This window comes from Nocardia vulneris, from assembly GCF_001613425.1.
Taxonomy (GTDB): Bacteria; Actinomycetota; Actinomycetes; order Mycobacteriales; family Mycobacteriaceae; genus Nocardia; species Nocardia vulneris.
In genome coordinates this window covers 221603-237381 of sequence record NZ_BDCI01000008.1, presented here as the reverse complement: position 1 = coordinate 237381, position 15779 = coordinate 221603, and the positions used below count along the sequence as shown (strand labels likewise).

At 66.6% G+C, this 15779-nt stretch carries 14 protein-coding genes; 7 read left to right on the top strand and 7 right to left on the bottom strand.

Annotation, left to right across the window (positions count from 1 at the left end; translation table 11 throughout):
- Positions 1–52: 52 nt before the first annotated feature.
- Positions 53–2539 carry a bifunctional serine/threonine-protein kinase/ABC transporter substrate-binding protein gene (locus NVU01S_RS44800; RefSeq protein ID WP_052281171.1) on the bottom strand — a complete coding sequence of 829 codons (2487 nt, stop codon included), beginning with the start codon at positions 2537–2539 and terminating at the stop codon, positions 53–55.
- A gap of 1001 nt (positions 2540–3540) precedes the next feature.
- Here NVU01S_RS44800 and NVU01S_RS12320 point away from each other — a divergent pair.
- Together NVU01S_RS12320 and NVU01S_RS12315 are read left to right on the top strand one after the other, a co-directional pair.
- Positions 3541–4026, top strand: a complete 486-nt coding sequence (locus tag NVU01S_RS12320; RefSeq protein ID WP_244467458.1) for a GNAT family N-acetyltransferase — start codon at positions 3541–3543, stop codon at positions 4024–4026.
- 184 nt (positions 4027–4210) lie between these two features.
- A complete protein-coding gene (locus NVU01S_RS12315) occupies positions 4211–4849 on the top strand; it encodes a class I SAM-dependent methyltransferase (RefSeq protein ID WP_244467459.1) in 639 nt (212 codons plus the stop codon).
- 506 nt (positions 4850–5355) lie between these two features.
- On the opposite strand, the gene NVU01S_RS12310 is transcribed toward NVU01S_RS12315, so the two are convergent.
- The 3 genes from NVU01S_RS12310 to NVU01S_RS43320 all read right to left on the bottom strand — a co-directional run bounded on the left by NVU01S_RS12310 (position 5356) and on the right by NVU01S_RS43320 (position 8381).
- Entirely contained in the window at positions 5356–6108 is a 753-nt protein-coding gene (locus tag NVU01S_RS12310) for a DUF427 domain-containing protein (RefSeq protein WP_043678738.1), read from the bottom strand.
- Positions 6109–6413: 305 nt separating this feature from the next.
- On the bottom strand, positions 6414–8072 hold the full coding sequence (locus NVU01S_RS12305) for a wax ester/triacylglycerol synthase domain-containing protein (protein ID WP_052281172.1): 1659 nt from the start codon (positions 8070–8072) through the stop codon (positions 6414–6416).
- A 120-nt stretch (positions 8073–8192) separates the two neighbouring features.
- The gene (locus NVU01S_RS43320) at positions 8193–8381 is read right to left on the bottom strand and encodes a hypothetical protein (RefSeq protein WP_156161869.1); all 189 of its coding nucleotides are present in this window, start codon (positions 8379–8381) and stop codon (positions 8193–8195) included.
- A 59-nt stretch (positions 8382–8440) separates the two neighbouring features.
- Between NVU01S_RS43320 and qcrB the strand changes: the two genes are divergently transcribed.
- Positions 8441–10099, top strand: a complete 1659-nt coding sequence (qcrB, locus tag NVU01S_RS12300; RefSeq protein WP_043678704.1) for a cytochrome bc1 complex cytochrome b subunit — start codon at positions 8441–8443, stop codon at positions 10097–10099.
- 78 nt (positions 10100–10177) lie between these two features.
- On the opposite strand, the gene NVU01S_RS42410 is transcribed toward qcrB, so the two are convergent.
- The gene (locus NVU01S_RS42410) at positions 10178–10387 is read right to left on the bottom strand and encodes a DUF397 domain-containing protein (protein ID WP_014981068.1); all 210 of its coding nucleotides are present in this window, start codon (positions 10385–10387) and stop codon (positions 10178–10180) included.
- A gap of 418 nt (positions 10388–10805) precedes the next feature.
- Between NVU01S_RS42410 and NVU01S_RS12295 the strand changes: the two genes are divergently transcribed.
- The 3 genes from NVU01S_RS12295 to NVU01S_RS12285 are packed head-to-tail and all read left to right on the top strand — an operon-like array spanning position 10806 to position 13021.
- A complete protein-coding gene (locus tag NVU01S_RS12295) occupies positions 10806–11291 on the top strand; it encodes a DUF309 domain-containing protein (RefSeq protein WP_043678744.1) in 486 nt (161 codons plus the stop codon).
- 48 nt (positions 11292–11339) lie between these two features.
- Positions 11340–12257, top strand: a complete 918-nt coding sequence (gluQRS, locus tag NVU01S_RS12290; RefSeq protein WP_052281173.1) for a tRNA glutamyl-Q(34) synthetase GluQRS — start codon at positions 11340–11342, stop codon at positions 12255–12257.
- Between the two features lie 47 nt (positions 12258–12304).
- A complete protein-coding gene (locus NVU01S_RS12285; protein WP_043678707.1) occupies positions 12305–13021 on the top strand; it encodes an RDD family protein in 717 nt (238 codons plus the stop codon).
- A gap of 70 nt (positions 13022–13091) precedes the next feature.
- Here NVU01S_RS12285 and NVU01S_RS12280 read toward each other — a convergent pair whose 3' ends face one another.
- The gene (locus NVU01S_RS12280; protein WP_052281174.1) at positions 13092–13619 is read right to left on the bottom strand and encodes a DUF4190 domain-containing protein; all 528 of its coding nucleotides are present in this window, start codon (positions 13617–13619) and stop codon (positions 13092–13094) included.
- A gap of 29 nt (positions 13620–13648) precedes the next feature.
- Between NVU01S_RS12280 and NVU01S_RS12275 the strand changes: the two genes are divergently transcribed.
- Positions 13649–14428, top strand: coding sequence for a queuosine precursor transporter (locus NVU01S_RS12275; protein ID WP_043678709.1), 780 nt, complete (start codon positions 13649–13651; stop codon positions 14426–14428).
- Between the two features lie 34 nt (positions 14429–14462).
- On the opposite strand, the gene tgt is transcribed toward NVU01S_RS12275, so the two are convergent.
- The gene (tgt, locus tag NVU01S_RS12270; protein ID WP_029894733.1) at positions 14463–15707 is read right to left on the bottom strand and encodes a tRNA guanosine(34) transglycosylase Tgt; all 1245 of its coding nucleotides are present in this window, start codon (positions 15705–15707) and stop codon (positions 14463–14465) included.
- Positions 15708–15779: the final 72 nt, after the last annotated feature.

Below are 15779 nucleotides of genomic sequence, written 5' to 3'. Positions count from 1 at the left end.
TCCCTCTTCCGTGCAGACGACTCGGCGCACCGGAATTAATCGGTCGCCGGAGTCAGTCGACCTTGTAGAGCCAGATGTGCGGGGCGGCCGGTTCCCCGGTGGCGGTCCAGCGATAGGCGCGCGCCAAACCGGTGCCCTCGTAGTTGTGCAGGTAGGTCAGGAGTTTCGGACGGGTGGCCTGGCCCGCGGCGATACCCTTCAGCACGATGGTGGTCAGGTCATAGGCTTCGGCGGAGCCCGGACCCGGCGGCTGACCGTTGAGTGCCTCGTAGTCGGCCGCGAACCGGCTGACCACCGGCCCACAGGAGCAGGAGATCAGCGCGCCCGCCGCCGAATCGCCTGCCGCGGCAACGAAGTCCGCGGTCACGGTGCTTTCGGCGGAAACAAAAGGTGCCGTGACACCCGCTCCGCGCAGCTGTTGCAGCAGTGCGGCGGCTTCTTCGTACAGTCCCGAATAGAAGACCGCGTCCGGTTTCACGGTCGCGATATCGGCGACCACGGTGGCGAAACCGCGTTCGCCCCGTGCGATTTCCGCGCCACACCGCGCATCGGCCGCGGCACCGATACCGGCGACGACGCTGCCCGCCAAACTCCTGCCGTACCCCGACTTGTCCTCGACCACACAGATCTTGCGGAAATGCGCGGTACCGACCAGGTATTTCGCCAATGCCGCGCCCTGCACGTCATCGGCGGCGAGGCCACGGAAGAAGCTGGACCAGCCGTTGGTGGACAGCGTCGGATCGGTGGCCGACGGGGTCAGGAACGGCAGTCCCGCCTTGTCGAAAACTGTACCTACCGTGCGAATTTCGTCGGACAGCATCGGACCGACCAGCGCGACGGTCGACTGGTCCTGCACGATCCGCCCGGCGGTCAGCGCCGCCGCGCCGCCCGCGGTGTCGACCTCCCGCACCGTGACCGTGCACCCCGGGTTCGCCTTGGTGAACCGGTCCACCGCCAGCTTGACGGCGCCGTAGGTATAACGGCCCGGCCCGGTCGCCGCGATGGTGACGGGCGCGCAAGTCGCCTTACCGTCCCCGGCAGGGTCCGCGGCCGCCGCCACCCTGGGCAGCTCCTGGCCCTGCACGCCGACCTGAGCCAGCGGCGCAACGGTTCTCGGCGCGCCTGCGGTCCCCGGCGCGATCGCACCGGCCCACTCGATGCCGGCGGTGGCATCGCCAGGGGCTTCGGCCTCGCCATCGAACCCGCCGAAGGCCCACACCGCCCCCACCGCCGCCGCAGTCGCGACCACGAGCAAGGAGCCACCGATACCCGTCCGCCGCAGCGCGCGACTCGCCGCAGGTCGTGCGGCATCGATCTCGTTGCGGGACAACGCATCCGACGTCTGTCGCCGCGAATCCGAGCGGGCCGATTCAGGCTGGTTGTCCCGCGGTTCCGGGATCGCCGCGGTTCCATGCGTCCCCGACGCTGGAGACTCCTTCTCGGACAGCGTCGCTGACCAGTCGGCGGGACGGGTTTCGGAATGTGAGCTTTGGGCTGGTGCAGACCGGGTTTCCGGAAGCGTCGGCTCAGGTTCCTCGCGAGGTTCAGGTGTTGCCGCGGGCGAGGCGGCCGCTGGGCTCGCTGTTCGGGTCTCCGCCTGGGCGTCGCCTGCTGATGCGGGCGAACTGGCTTGTCGCTGTGGCGGTTCGGCGGGCGGCACCCAGGCTTGCGGGGTGGTAGGCGGAGCCGCGAGTTCGTTCGGCGCAAGGTCGGAGCTGGCATGCAGGGCCGCGGTGGCGAACTCGGTGCACGAGGCGAATCGTTCGGCAGGGGTCTTCGCCAATGCCTTGGCCAGCACCGTGTTCAGCGCGGGCGGCAAGCCCGGACGCCGGTCGCTGACCGCGGGCGGTGGTTGTTGCAGGTGACCCGCGATCAAGCCCGCCGGACTGTCCGCGGCGAACGGAGCCGTACCGGTCAGGAGCCAGAACAGGGTGCAGGCCAGCGCGTATTGGTCGGATCGGTGGTCGACGGGGCCGGCGGACAACTGCTCCGGTGAGGCGTACGCCAGTGTCGCGGCGAACATTCCGGTGCGGGTCAACTGCTGGGACTCGTCCCGCAGGCGCGCGATGCCGAAGTCCGTCAACAGGATTCGTTCGTCCTGGCCCGCCGTCGCCCGGGCCAGCAGGATGTTCGCCGGTTTCACGTCACGATGCAGCACCCCGACGGCGTGCGCGTAGTCGAGCGCCTTCGCCGTCTCGGCGACGATCTGGATGGCGCGCCGCGGCGCCAGCGAACGCGGGTCGAGCGCGCCCGCGTCGGTGCCGTCCACATACTGCATCGAGATCCAGCGCGTGTCGTCGTCGATACCGCGGTCGTACACCGCCACGATGTTCGGATGGTCCAGCCGCGCGACCAGTTCCGCCTCGCGCTCGAACCGCGCCAGCATCTCCCTGTCGGCGTGCAGGTTCGAGCTGAGCAGTTTCAACGCGATCCGGCGGGGCAGTCGCGGGTGCCGCGCGAGATACACCGACCCCATCCCGCCTCGGCCCAGCCGGCGCTCGACCACGTATCCGGCGAAGATCTCACCAGCGCGCAGCATTCCGTCCTCTCCCGCCCAGGGTCCCCCGACCACCGGCCCGGTCATCGTAACCTGCGAATATGCCGCGGTCCCCGCGCCGACGCAGCAGTCCCCCGGCCCCACCCAGCCGCCGTCCGCCGCCTGTGGACGCCAAGCCACGAACCCCGCACACCCACACCGCAATCCGACGTTCATACCCGCAACACGGATCCCCCTCCGCCGGGGACCTGAGCGCCGCGAACACCCGGACCCGAAGTTGTGCACAGCCATCCACAGTTCGGCTCCACACCCAGGAACCGCGCCCGCTCCACCACGCGAATCCGCCCCACACAGCGAGCACTCGACCTCCGACTCCCGGAACCCGCGCCAGCATGCGAATCCACCCTCGCAGCGGGCACGTCATCACCGCCGTTGCCCTCAACGACCAGACAGACCTGACCAGCAAGCGCCTAGATCCGCGGCGACGCCTACCGCAGCAGAAGATCTCGACCGCAATATCGATGACTCATTTCGGCCCGACAATCACCCACAGCTCGACTCCGCACCCGACACCCAAGCCCTCACCCCTAGTCGAATCCGCCTTATGCATCGACCAAACGCAGCAGCAGCGCCCACATGCACGGCGACGCACGCCGCAGACGGTCCCTCGCGCAACATCACCGATTGATCCGGCCCGGCAGTCATACACAGTCATCCACAACTCGACCTCCACTCCCGGAACCCGCGCCGCGCCAGCACGCGAAACCACCCACAGCAGGCACATCATCACCGCCGCTGCCTCCAGCGACCACGTATGCCGCAGACTGCCGCTAGCGCAATTCCACCGATTCATCGGGCCCGGCAGTCACGCACGAATGCCCGTCGAGCACCAACCGTCGACTACCGCGAGCAAGGGGTTCGCTGTGCATGGAGCCACCGAGTCGTCAGCTCGATCGACTCCTAGCGGAGCACGGCCGCGACGAACGGATACCGCGACGGAAATCCGTTGACCGCGTTGTCGCTGATCGTGCAGGCTCGCGGTTGTGCACAGGAATCCAGAGGTGGTGGGGCTCGAGCCGTTGACGGAGGAAAATCTGCGGCTGCTGTTGGCGGCGGCGGTCGCGGATGCCGATCCGCTCGAGGTGATGCCGCCGGTAGCCGGGTCGACCGGCTGGGACGCGGCGAGTGAGCAGGCGTTCCTCGACTTCCATCGAGGTCGCGCGCTGCGACCGGACACACCCGTCGAGCACACGTATGTGATCACCGTGGATGGCCGGGTAGTCGGGGCCGCGCGGCTGGAGCCGGGCGAACACGGGGTCGAAGCGGGCGTATGGATCGGCCGCTCCCAGCGCGGGCGCGGCGTCGGCAGGGCCGTCGCCGAGCAACTGCGCGCGGCCGCCACGGCGATCGGCGCGCGGCGCATCCACGCGGTCACCACGATCGGCAACACCGCGGCCCGAAAGCTGTTGGCCGCGGCAGCACCCGCCATCGACGGAGACACCGTCACCGCGACAGTGGATCTCGGTTGAGTCCGACGGTGCACGGTTGACTTCACGCCGTCGCCCTGTGGATGGTGTGCAGGCCCGCCGAGCGGAATCGATGAGGCCCACAGAGGTTGTGCACAGTTCCCACAGGGACTCGCCGAACGACCCGCCGGTGCCTCGTGCAGAAGGTCTGTGAGGTCGGCATGATCCTCGTGGCAGAGTGGATGCGGTGACCGGAATCGACTGGAACCACAACAGTTTCTACCACCGGCTCCTGCTGCGTCAGTTACCGAAGAACATGTCCCGCGTGCTCGATGTGGGTTGCGGGGCGGGTGCCTTCGCCGCCGTGCTGGCCCGGCAGGCGGAACGGGTCGACGCGCTCGATCAGTCCCCGGTGATGATCGACGCCGCGAAACAGGTGGTACCGGCGAACGTCACCTGCATCCTCGGCGACATTCTGGACCAGCAGTTTCCGCCCGCGACCTGCGACGCGATCGTCTCCATCAGCACGCTGCACCACCTGCCGCTCGACGAAGTGCTCCCGGTCCTGGCCGACGCACTGCGCCCCGGCGGTGTGCTCGCTGCCGTCGCACTGCCCCGCACCGACCTCCCCCGCGAATTGCCCACCGAATTCCTTGCCGCACTTGGGCATCGCGTACTCGGCGGCACCTTCGCACTACTGCGCACACTCGGCCTCGGCGACCGGCACGCCCTCGATCCCACGCACGCCGACATGCCGGTCCGTCTCGACCCACCTTTGACCACCCGCCAGGTACGCGACCAAGTGCGCACCCTGCTCCCCGGCGCACAGGTCCGCCGCCGCCTCTTCTGGCGCTACTCCTTGGTCTGGCACAAACCGCATCCGTAGGCCGAATCTTCCGGTCCGGAGATCCGGATCAAGCTGCTGGACGCCGGGGGCCTGCGCGTTCGGCATCGCCGAGACAGCCTGCTGGATCTGCTGATTGAGCTGCTGGACCGGTGCCTCGTATTCCTGCGGGACAGGAACATCGAAGTTGCCGACACCGGGAAGGTTGATGGACGCGGCCATCGCCGGGAAGAGCCCCGGTCGTTGCGGCTAGCGCGCCCATCACGACGGCCATCCGGCAGCCGCCACGTTCGGTTAGTCACCCGCCACGTTCGGTTGGGCACCCACCGCATTCAGCTAGGCACCCACCACGTTCAGTTGGGCACCCACCGCATTCAGCTAGGCACCCACCACGTTCTGTTAGGCACCCGCCACGTTCAGCTCGGTGGCGACGAGATCACGACCCCATCTGGCCGTTGAACGTAGACCGTGCTCCCCCAACCACCGGACGTCACCGGCGACGCGGCGGAACCGGCCGACGGTTCCGCCGACCACAGGAGATCGGGCCATCACTCGAACAGTGTGGGCGGGCGTTCCTGAAGTTCGCCGTCGAGATAGGTATCGACCAGCCCGTTGTAGAACGCGATCAGCCCGGCGATCTTCTGGCTTTCCGGGAGCGGGGTGCGGTAGCTCCAGGCGACGTGCCGGTACTCGTTGTCGCCGATGCGCACGGACCAGTAGTCGGCGATGCCCCTGTACGGGGACGAATTGTGCGCGGCGCTCGGGGTGAGCAGGTCCATCCGGACATCGGTGGGCGGTAGGTAGTACCGCACGGAGCGCCCGGTTTCGAAGACCATGTGTGGGGTGTGCGAATCGGCGACCGTGACCCCGTCGATCTCCACCCGCACATGCCTGGAGCTGGCGAGGATATCGACACGGACGTACGGATCGCGCGGGCGAGCGTAGGACCGCTCGTCTTCCTCGAACCATTCGTCCATCAGGTCGAATCGCAGCCGGACGAGGTCGATCAATTCGGGCACCACCGGGTCGAGGTAGCGTGCCGCCGCACCCGCCGCAACGGCACCGTCCACCACGACGTCGTAGAAGGTCGCCTCGCCCCTGCTTTGGCAGTATGTGGTCTCGCCGTTCGGTTCCAGTTTCGCGTGCAGGTCGGCAACCGGCAGGTAGTAGACCGGGTGGTGCCAGGTCTGCCAAACCAGCACCGGCCGAGACGAATCGGCCACCAGCTGCCCAGCGAGGTAGACCCGTACCCGCTTCTGACCCGGCTCGATTCTGCCGCGCCGCTCTTCCGGTTCGATCACACCACCCGAGCGTACGCCGCACCCGCTAATCCCTTTGTCGGCAAGCATTTTCAATGCGCCGAGCAGTTCGACCACGCCCCCGGCGACGAGCCCGCCGATCCGCATACGGGAGTGGCGATCGCGCTCGGTTCCACGCACACACTCCAGCGCGACCACCAGGACCTCTCCGAGAACATCTGGCCACGCCTGCCGGCGCGCAGATCGCCGCCCATAGCCGCCAAAGGCACAGCCCGAACCTGGACAGTTGATCACCAGGTAATGGTGGCGGAGGGCTCTCGGCCGATGCCGCCACCATTACCTGGTGATCAGTCGACCAGTTCCTCTTTAAGTCCGCGCGTGACCTCGTCCAGGGCGACTTGGAGCAGGTCCGTGTAGACATCGAGGTCCGGGATGGTCGCCTGGTCGGCGTGGATGGAGAGGGTGATGGTGTCGCCGAGGCCGTGCACACCGTGGGTGAGGTGCATGACAGAGCCGATGGCGGGGAAGCCGGCGGTCCAGCGGACGCGGCCGCCGCCGCAGGTGAGGTCCGCGGGGCCGCGGTGCACGCTGGAGACCACGGTGTGGCCGGCGATGGTCTCGGGGACGACATCGAGCGGATAGCGGGCGATATCGCGGCGGAGCAGCGGTGCGGGGACGACCTCGGTGACCCGATCCTGCGCGGTGAGCAAAGGGTGTTGCGCGCGGACGCGACGGTCGCGCAGCGTCGCCGCGATCTTGTCGGCACGCTCACGCAGGTCGGCGACGTCGGTACTCAGGTCGACGCTGAGGCTGCGATAGTTGTTGTGCGCCTGCGCTTTCGCAGTATCCGACAGCGCCATCGGCACCTGCGCGCCGAGCCGATCCACCTGCTCGCCATGGGATTCGAGGTAGCGGGCCAGCGCCAGGGACACCGCGGTCAGCACGACGACGGTGACCGTCTGCCCGGGAACGCGCAACGCCGACGCCTCGCACACAAGCATCCGAACACGATGCACGGCGGCACCGCTTGCCACGATGCGGTTGACCCGGTTCGGCACGAAACCCTCGCCGGGCTCCGGCAATTCGCCCGCCGCCGTCAGGGCCGCAAGTTCCCGCTGGGCCTGGAACGCTCCGTATCCACGATACGCCGTCCGCACCATTCGAATCGGCAGCCATGGCACCGCGATCGCCGCGTCCGCCCAGCGTGCGGACACCCACGTCGCGAGGGCCGTCTCCGCAACCGAACGAGCCGCGGCTCTGGTGGAGACCGCCTCCCGCTGTCGGTCCGCCACGCTGCATCCAGCAGACGCGTGTTGCGGGCGGAAGGACCGATAGCTCCGAATTCCGTTCTCGGCCACATGAACCGGTAGGCGAATCAGGGCAGCCGCCGCTGCCGTGACCTTCCGGACCGACGTGGGCATCCTGGTGACAGGGTTGTCGCGACGCGGAGTGTTCGCTTCTGAACGCACCGCGCCGAGCGCCCCCGGCGTCTCGCGGACAACCGGCAGGCCACCGACGGTCTCCCGCTCAGAGAACAGCTCTCGCGCGATCTCGGCAGCGCGCCGACCATCGGCCAGCGCGTGGGACATCTGCAGCACCGCCACCAGCGCAGGTCCGTGCGCGATCGGCGCTTCCCCGTCCCGCCGATCCGCGAAGCCGACGATGCCCCGGAAGACATGTAACCGCCACGGGTGCACGCCCGCATCGAGCACGCTGCCGACCACCTCCCCCAACGCCGCTTCGAGATGCCGCCGATCCGGTTGTGCCAGTTGGTGTTCTACGACCTGGTCCACGTCGAACTCGGTGGGTACCCAGGACGGATAATCGAGATCGCCCGGCACATCCCGGGCCCGCACGCGCAGCGCGTCGATGGTTGCGACGCGCTGCGCGATATCCGCACGGAGTCGCTCGAACGAGTGCCCGGCGTCGTCGAAGCAGTACAGCAGGAACAGGTCGTTACGCGTGCGGCCCGCCAGCCAGTACATCGTCGCGTCCTGCGGGGCCATCCTGCGCACCGCCCGACAGTAACGAAGCCTCCGGACCACCGCTCTCCCGAGTCCGGAACCTCACTTCCAGCACCCGCGGAAGCACAAATAGCGAACCCCGAATCGAACCTGACATAAAATTCACGAATTGTTTGACAGCACAAGACGATACCCACTTTTAGCGCGTACAAACGGCTGCCCGGCCGCGATCTTGGCCCAACTGCGCCGAACCCCGGAAAACCGCACGGTATCGCCCTGTTCGCCGGTCTGCGAAGCCTGCGAATGATCTTGATTTACAAGATCATCCGGGAAAACCATCGATTCGGACACGATCCGTTGCTACCGTCTGTAGTAGAAGCAAATCACTTCTCGTGGGCGGGGTGTCGGATATGGCAACTCAACTTGGTAACAAGGTCAGCGCACAGGCGGACTCCGCCGACGAGCGATATCGCGCCGCCGCGTTCCTGAAGCGGTCGATCAACAAGGTCTTCCCGACGCACTGGTCGTTCCTGCTCGGCGAGATCGCGCTGTACAGCTTCATCATTCTGCTGCTGTCGGGCATCTACCTGACCCTCTACTTCGATCCATCGATGACCGAGGTCGTCTACGACGGGTCCTATCAGCCGCTACGCGGCGTCACCATGTCGCGGGCGTACGAGACGGCGCTCAACATCTCCTTCGAGGTGCGCGGCGGTCTGTTCGTCCGGCAGGTACACCATTGGGCCGCACTACTTTTCGCGGCATCGATCATCGTGCACCTGTTCCGCGTGTTCTTCACCGGTGCGTTCCGCAAGCCGCGTGAGGCGAACTGGGTGATCGGCTCGCTGCTGCTGATCCTGGCCATGTTCGAGGGCTACTTCGGCTACTCGCTGCCCGACGATCTGCTCTCCGGTACCGGCCTGCGCGCCGCGTTCTCGTCCATCACCCTGGGCATGCCGATCATCGGTACCTGGCTGCACTGGTTGATGTTCGGTGGCGACTACCCGGGCACCATCATCATTCCGCGCCTGTTCATCGCGCACGTGCTGCTGTTCCCCGGCATCATGCTCGCGTTGATCGCCGCGCACGTCGCGCTGGTCTGGTACCAGAAGCACACCCAGTTCCCCGGCCCCGGCCGCACCGAGAAGAACGTCGTCGGCGCGCGCATCGTCCCGGTGTTCTCGCTGGATCAGGGCGCCTTCTTCGCCTTCACGCTCGGCATCGTCGCGATCATGAGCGGCGTCTTCCAGATCAACGCGATCTGGACCATGGGCCCCTACAACCCCGCCCAGATCTCCGCGGGCTCGCAGCCGGACTTCTACATGATGTGGACCGACGGCATGATGCGTTTGATCCCGCCGTGGGAGCTGTATCTGGGCCGCTACACGGTGCCCGCGCCGGTTTGGGGCGCGCTGCTCATGGGCGTGGTGTTCACGGTGTTGATCGCCTACCCGTGGATCGAGAAACGGCTCACCCGCGACACCGCCCCACATCACAACCTGCTGCAGCGTCCGCGTGACGTGCCGGTGCGCACCGCGATCGGCGCGATGGCGATCGCCTTCTACGTGGTGCTCACGCTGTCCTGCGTGAACGACATCGTCGCCTACAAGTTCGACATCTCACTGAACGCGACCACCTGGACCGGCCGGATCGGCCTGCTCCTGCTGCCGCCACTGGCCTATTTCATCGCCTACCGCGTCTGCCTCGGCTTGCAGCGCAGCGACCGGGCAGTGCTGGAACACGGCGTGGAGACCGGCGTGATCAAGCGACTGCCGCATGGCGAATACATCGAGATCCACCAGCCGCTCGGCCCGGTCGACGAGCACGGCCACCCGCTCCCGCTGGCCTATCAGGGCGCACCGGTCCCCAAGAAGATGAGCAAGCTCGGCCTGGCCGGCAAGCCCGGCACCGGCAGCTTCCTGCGGGCCGACCCCTGGCAGGAGTCGGAGCGCAATCACGAAACCGATCACGCCGAAGAACACAAACAACTCGCGGTGCTGCGCGATTACCAGGAACGAGATCGGCGCAACGGCAATGGTTCCCACGGGAACGGTTCGTCCGATAGCTGAGATGAGGCAGGCAATGCGAAGGCCCCGAGTCCGTACCGACCCGGGGCCCGTACTGCCTAGTTGGGTGACCTGCGGTTATCAGGCGCGCCCGAACTCCCCCTGCGCAACTCCGGTTAGGAACGCATCCCACTGTCCCGGGGCAAACGCGAGCACCGGGCCATATCCGTTGTCCTTGGTGTCTCGGACCGCGACTTCGCCGTCGATCAGAAATGCGACTTCTACACAGTTTCCGTCGGGGCCACTGTATGTGCTCTTGCGCCACACAGCATCAGTCAAATCAACTTCCACGGCACTAGCTCCTTTGCTGCGTCGAGAACGAGATTCCTTCTGACATCGTTCTAACTAGCACCGGCACTCGGCCAGAACGCCGAATCCCCTGTGCGCCTGGTGGAAGCGCGCAACTCCACGGTGCGTCGTCATCGCACGGTACGTTCGGGGCCAATGCGCCCCACGAGGTTGCCCCCGCGCGCTAAACAGTAGCAGGTCTATCGAAAGTTTGCCCGATTCTTGCTTTTTAAATCATCGCATCTGCCACGTTTGCGAAGATGACCAGTTGCGGAAACATTGCCAGCTAGTTGTAAGCATTCCGGTCGGCACTGTTCGGGTAACTTTTGGGCTGATGTAATTGCTCCGTGATCCGTCAAATGTCCTTTCTTTGGACAACGTCTCATCGACGACATCGTCGGGACCGGGCATGATGGAAGGCATGGTTGACCGCGATCGCGACGACGCAGGTCGCGCCCGGAACTCTCGTCCGCGAGACCGGTTGGGGCGCCCACTGCCTTCCGGAAGTGTCGGAGTTGCCCGAATTCCCGATGATCTTGAATTACCCCCGCAGCAAACACTCACCTTCGCTCAGCAACTGCTGGACGACGGTTTGGCATTCAACGCGCACGAGGTATTAGAGGCAGCGTGGAAGAACGGGCCGTTCGCCGAGCGGATGCTGTGGCAGGCGCTCGCGCAGCTCGCTGTCGGTGTCACACACATCCAGCGCGGTAATCCAAAGGGCGCGCGCACGCTGTTGACCCGGGCGGTGATCCGCCTGACCGAGTTCCGGCCCGAGGGCGACGCCGACGCCCCGTACGGCATCGACCGCGCCGGGCTCATCACCTACGCCGAGGCGCTGCTCGCCGCCGTCGACGCGCACCGTCCGATCGCACCCGAGGAGCTCAAGCCGCGGCTGTGCGGCTGACCTCTACGATGGCGTGCGTGCCGACGTCGTTTCTGACAAATCGGGCTCGTGCCTGAACCGGGTGCGGGCCGCTACGCCCCGAGCCCGTCCGGGGACCTGCACGTGGGCAACCTGCGTACCGCCCTGCTCGCCTGGGCGTTCGCCCGATCGACCGGTCGCGGGTTCCTGATCCGGGTGGAGGATCTCGATCGGGTGCGAGCGGGCGCCGAGCAACGTCAGCTGGCCGATCTGGCCGCGATCGGCCTGGACTGGGACGGCCCGGTGGTCCGGCAGTCCGAACGGCTCCCGCTCTACCAGGCCGCGATCGATCGGCTCACCGCCGCCGGACGCACCTACGAATGTTTCTGCACGCGAAGAGAAATACAGCAGGCGGTGACGGCGCCGCACGGGCCGATGGGCGCCTATCCGGGCACCTGCCGCACGCTGACCGCGCAGGCACGAGCCGCGTTCCTGGCCGAAGGACGGTCGGCCGCGCTGCGGCTACGGTCCACGGCGACCGAATTCGAGATCGTCGACGAACTGCACGGGCGCTACCGCGGCGCGGTGGACGACGTGGTGCTGCGGCGCGGCGACGGCGTTCCCGCATACAACCTCGCGGTGGTGGTCGACGACGCGGCGCAGGGCGTCGATCAGGTGGTGCGCGGCGACGACCTGCTCTCCTCCACCCCGCGCCAGGCCTATCTGGCGACGCTGCTCGAGCTACCGGTCCCGCGCTACGCCCACGTCCCGCTCGTGCTCAATACCGAGGGCAAGCGCCTCGCCAAACGGGACGGCGCGGTGACCCTCGCGGACCAGCTGGCCCTCGGCAACACGCCCGAACAGATAGTGGCGGCGATCGCCGACTCGCTCGGCTACGCGGCGACCTCGTCGGCAGAGCTCCTCGACAGTTTCGACCCGGCACATCTGCCGCGCGAACCGTGGATACTCGACGGGAATGGGTTGTTGCAACGCAGTCGATGTCCGTAACGTACGCATTCGTCCAACTACTGATCACTCGACGAGGACAAACAACTATGACAAGCGGTGGGTACGACCCCAACCAGTATCCGCAGGGCGGGCAGCCGTATGGGCAGCCGTACCCGCAAGGCGGCCAGCAATATCCGCAAGGCGGTCAGCAGTTCCCGCAGGGCGGCCAACAGTTCCCCCAGGGCGGTCAGCAGCCGCAATACGGCCAGCAGCCGCAGTACGGTCAGCAGCCCCAGTACGGCCAGCAGCCGCAATACGGCCAGCAGCCCCAGTACGGCCAGCAGCCCCAGGATCCGTACGGCCAGTACCCGCAGCAACCGGGCGGCTTCAACAACTACGGCGGCCAGCCGGGTGACCTCGGCACCCGCATCGGCGCGCGTGTCATCGACGCCCTCATCCTCTACATCCCGTACTTCATCATCTACATCCTGGTGAAGAACAGCCTCGGCCTGACCATCGGCCTCGGCCTGCTCTGGACCCTGGTTCAGCTCGGCTACTTCGTCGGCATGGAGACCTCGCAGGGCACCACGCTCGGCAAGAAGGTGCTCGGCCTGAAGGTGCTCGCGCCCGGCGGCGCGGCCAAGATCGATCCGGTCACCTCGCTGAAGCGCAACGTGTTCGTCGCGGCGAACATCATCCCGTGCGTCGGCGGTCTGGTCTCGCTGGTGCTCGCGATCTACATCATGGTCACCATCTCGCAGGACCCGAACAAGCAGGGCTGGCACGACAAGTTCGCCGGCGGCACCCAGGTCGTCAAGGCCTGACGCCGATCGGCCGCAGTACGCGAGCAGGGGCGCACCCGATATCCGGGTGCGCCCCTGACGTTTTCGCGGGTCAGGCCCCGCTGACCCCCGCGATGATCACGACGACGAACCACAGGACGGCGAGCACGATCATGCCGACGCCGATCCAGATGCCGGCCAGCGCCATGCCGCGGCCTTCCTGACCGGTCTGCTTGATCTGCCCCAGCGCGACGACGCCGAGGATGATGCCGACGATCGAGCCGATACCGCAGGTGAAGAAGCCGACCAGCGAGGAGATCAGCGCGCCGATCGCCATGCCGTTGGTGCCCTGCTGCTGCGGCATCCCGTACGGCTGATACGCGGGCTGGTACCCGTAGTTCGGCTGCGGCTGACCATAGGGCTGGGCGGTCGGCTGCTGATACCCCGGCTGGTACTGCGGTTGCGGTGGGGGTGTCATCGGCTGGGCGGGCTGCTGCGGGTATTGCGGCGCCGACGGGTATCCGGATGGTTGCTCAGCGTTCGGGTATTGCGGAACCGAGCTGGACGCCCCCGATTCCGGCGACACGCCTTGGCCACCGTACTGTTTCCACCATTCGTCGGAATCGCCGGGATTCGTCATTGCTACAGGGTATTCCACAACCTGGTTGGATGAAGCCCGTGAGTCAGCTCAATGAAACCGAAGTCCCAGAACCTGGGCACCCCGCACCGGAACATGCGGCGTTTGCCCAGGTGGCGCGGGGGTACTACACACCGATCGTGGCGTTGTTCACGGCAACCCTGATCATCTCCAATATCTGCGCGACCAAGGGCGTGCAGTTCTTCACCGACCACTCGGTGAAAATCGGCCCGATCGAGGTGCTGCCGATCAGTACCGACGGCGCCTGGTTCCTGTTTCCCCTCGCCTACATCCTCGGCGATGTGCTGAGCGAGATCTACGGCTTCAAATCGGCCCGCCGGGCCATCTACTACGGCTTCGGCGTCCTGCTGTTGACCGTGGTGTGCTTCAAGATCGCGATCGAGTTGCCCGCCGCGAGCTTCTACGAGAATCAGGACGCGTTCCGCACCGTCATCGGCACCACGCCCCAGCTCGTCGCCGCCGGCCTGGCCGGCTACTTCGTCGGCGAGATGCTGAACTCCGCGACGCTGGTGCTGATCAAGGAAAAGACCAAGGAAAAGCACCTGTGGGCGCGGCTGATCGGTTCCACCGTGGTCGGCGAATTCGGTGACACCCTGATCTTCTGTTCGATCGCCGCCACCGCCATCGGCATCGACTCGTGGAGCCAGTTCGTCAACTACGTGATCGTGGGCTTCCTCTGGAAGACCCTCGCCGAGGTCATCGTGCTGCCGATCACCTATCGCGTCATCGCGTGGCTGAAGAAGCACGAGCCGACCTACGCGCCCAGCGAGACCTCCGCGCTACTCAGCTGATTCGTCCTCGGCCGCGCGGTCAGGTGCGCGCACGTCACGGCGTCGCGATCCGCCCCTTCCAGCGGCCGAGGGTTTCGGCCTTGTGCTCGTCGAAATATCCGCCCTCGATGCTGGCGCGGATGCGGTCGACGAGCCGGATCGTGTAGCGCTCGTTGTGGATCGTGCAGAGCGTGGCCGCGAGGATTTCCTTCGCCTTGAACAGATGGTGCAGGTAGGCGCGGGTGTAATTGGCGCAGGTGTAGCAGTCGCAGGTCTCGTCGATGGGCGTGAAATCGCGGCGGAAGCGCGCGGTGTTGATATTGAACCGGCCCTCGGCCACGTAGATGGCGGCATTGCGCGCGACCCGGGAGGGATTCACGCAGTCGAAGGTGTCGGCGCCGTTCTCCACGGCGGTGAAGATGTCCTCGGGCTCGCTGATACCGAGCATGTGCCGCGGCTTGTCCTCGGGCAGTTCGTCGCAGCACCAGCCGACGATGGTGCCCAGGTTGTGCTTCTCCAGCGCGCCGCCGATGCCGTAGCCGTCGAAACCGGTGCCGCCGCTACCGCGGATCGCCTCCAGTTCGCGACAGGCCTTGCGCCGCAGGTCTTCGTACTGCGCGCCCTGGATCACCGCGAACAGTGCCTGGTACGGACGGTGCGTGCGGGCCGCGGTCAACCGCTCGTGCTCGTCGATGCAGCGCTGCGCCCACTCGTGCGTGCGCTGCAACGACTTCTCTTGGTAGCCGCGGGTATTCAGCAACGTGGTGAGCTCGTCGAACGCGAACATGATGTCGGCGCCCAGCTCGTGCTGGATGCCCATCGACACCTCGGGGGTGAACCGGTGCTTCGAACCGTCCAGGTGCGAGCGGAAGGTGACGCCGTCGTCGTCGACGGTGGCCAGCCGCTCCTTACCCTTCGCGATCACGTCGTCGCTGCGGACGTCGACCGCCTCCATCGCGAGCACCTTCTTGAACCCGACGCCCAGCGACATCACCTGGAAGCCGCCGCTGTCGGTGAAGGTCGGCCCCGGCCAGTTCATGAACTTGCTCAGCCCACCGGCCTCGTCCACGATGTCGGATCCCGGCTGCAGGTACAGGTGGTAGGCGTTGGCGAGCAGCGCCTGCGCCCCGATCTCCCGCATCGTCTCCGGCAGTACGGCTTTCACCGTCGCCTTGGTGCCCACCGGAATGAACGCAGGCGTGGCGATCTCCCCGTGCGGCGTGCTGATCACACCCGAGCGGCCGTGCCGCCCGTCGAGGCGGTTACCGACGGTGAACGAGAAGTTTCCGGGATCAGACACCCCGACATCTTCCCAGGTGCACGCACCCCGCTGATTTGCCGCACCCGTTCTGTGCCGACGCACCCGTTTCGG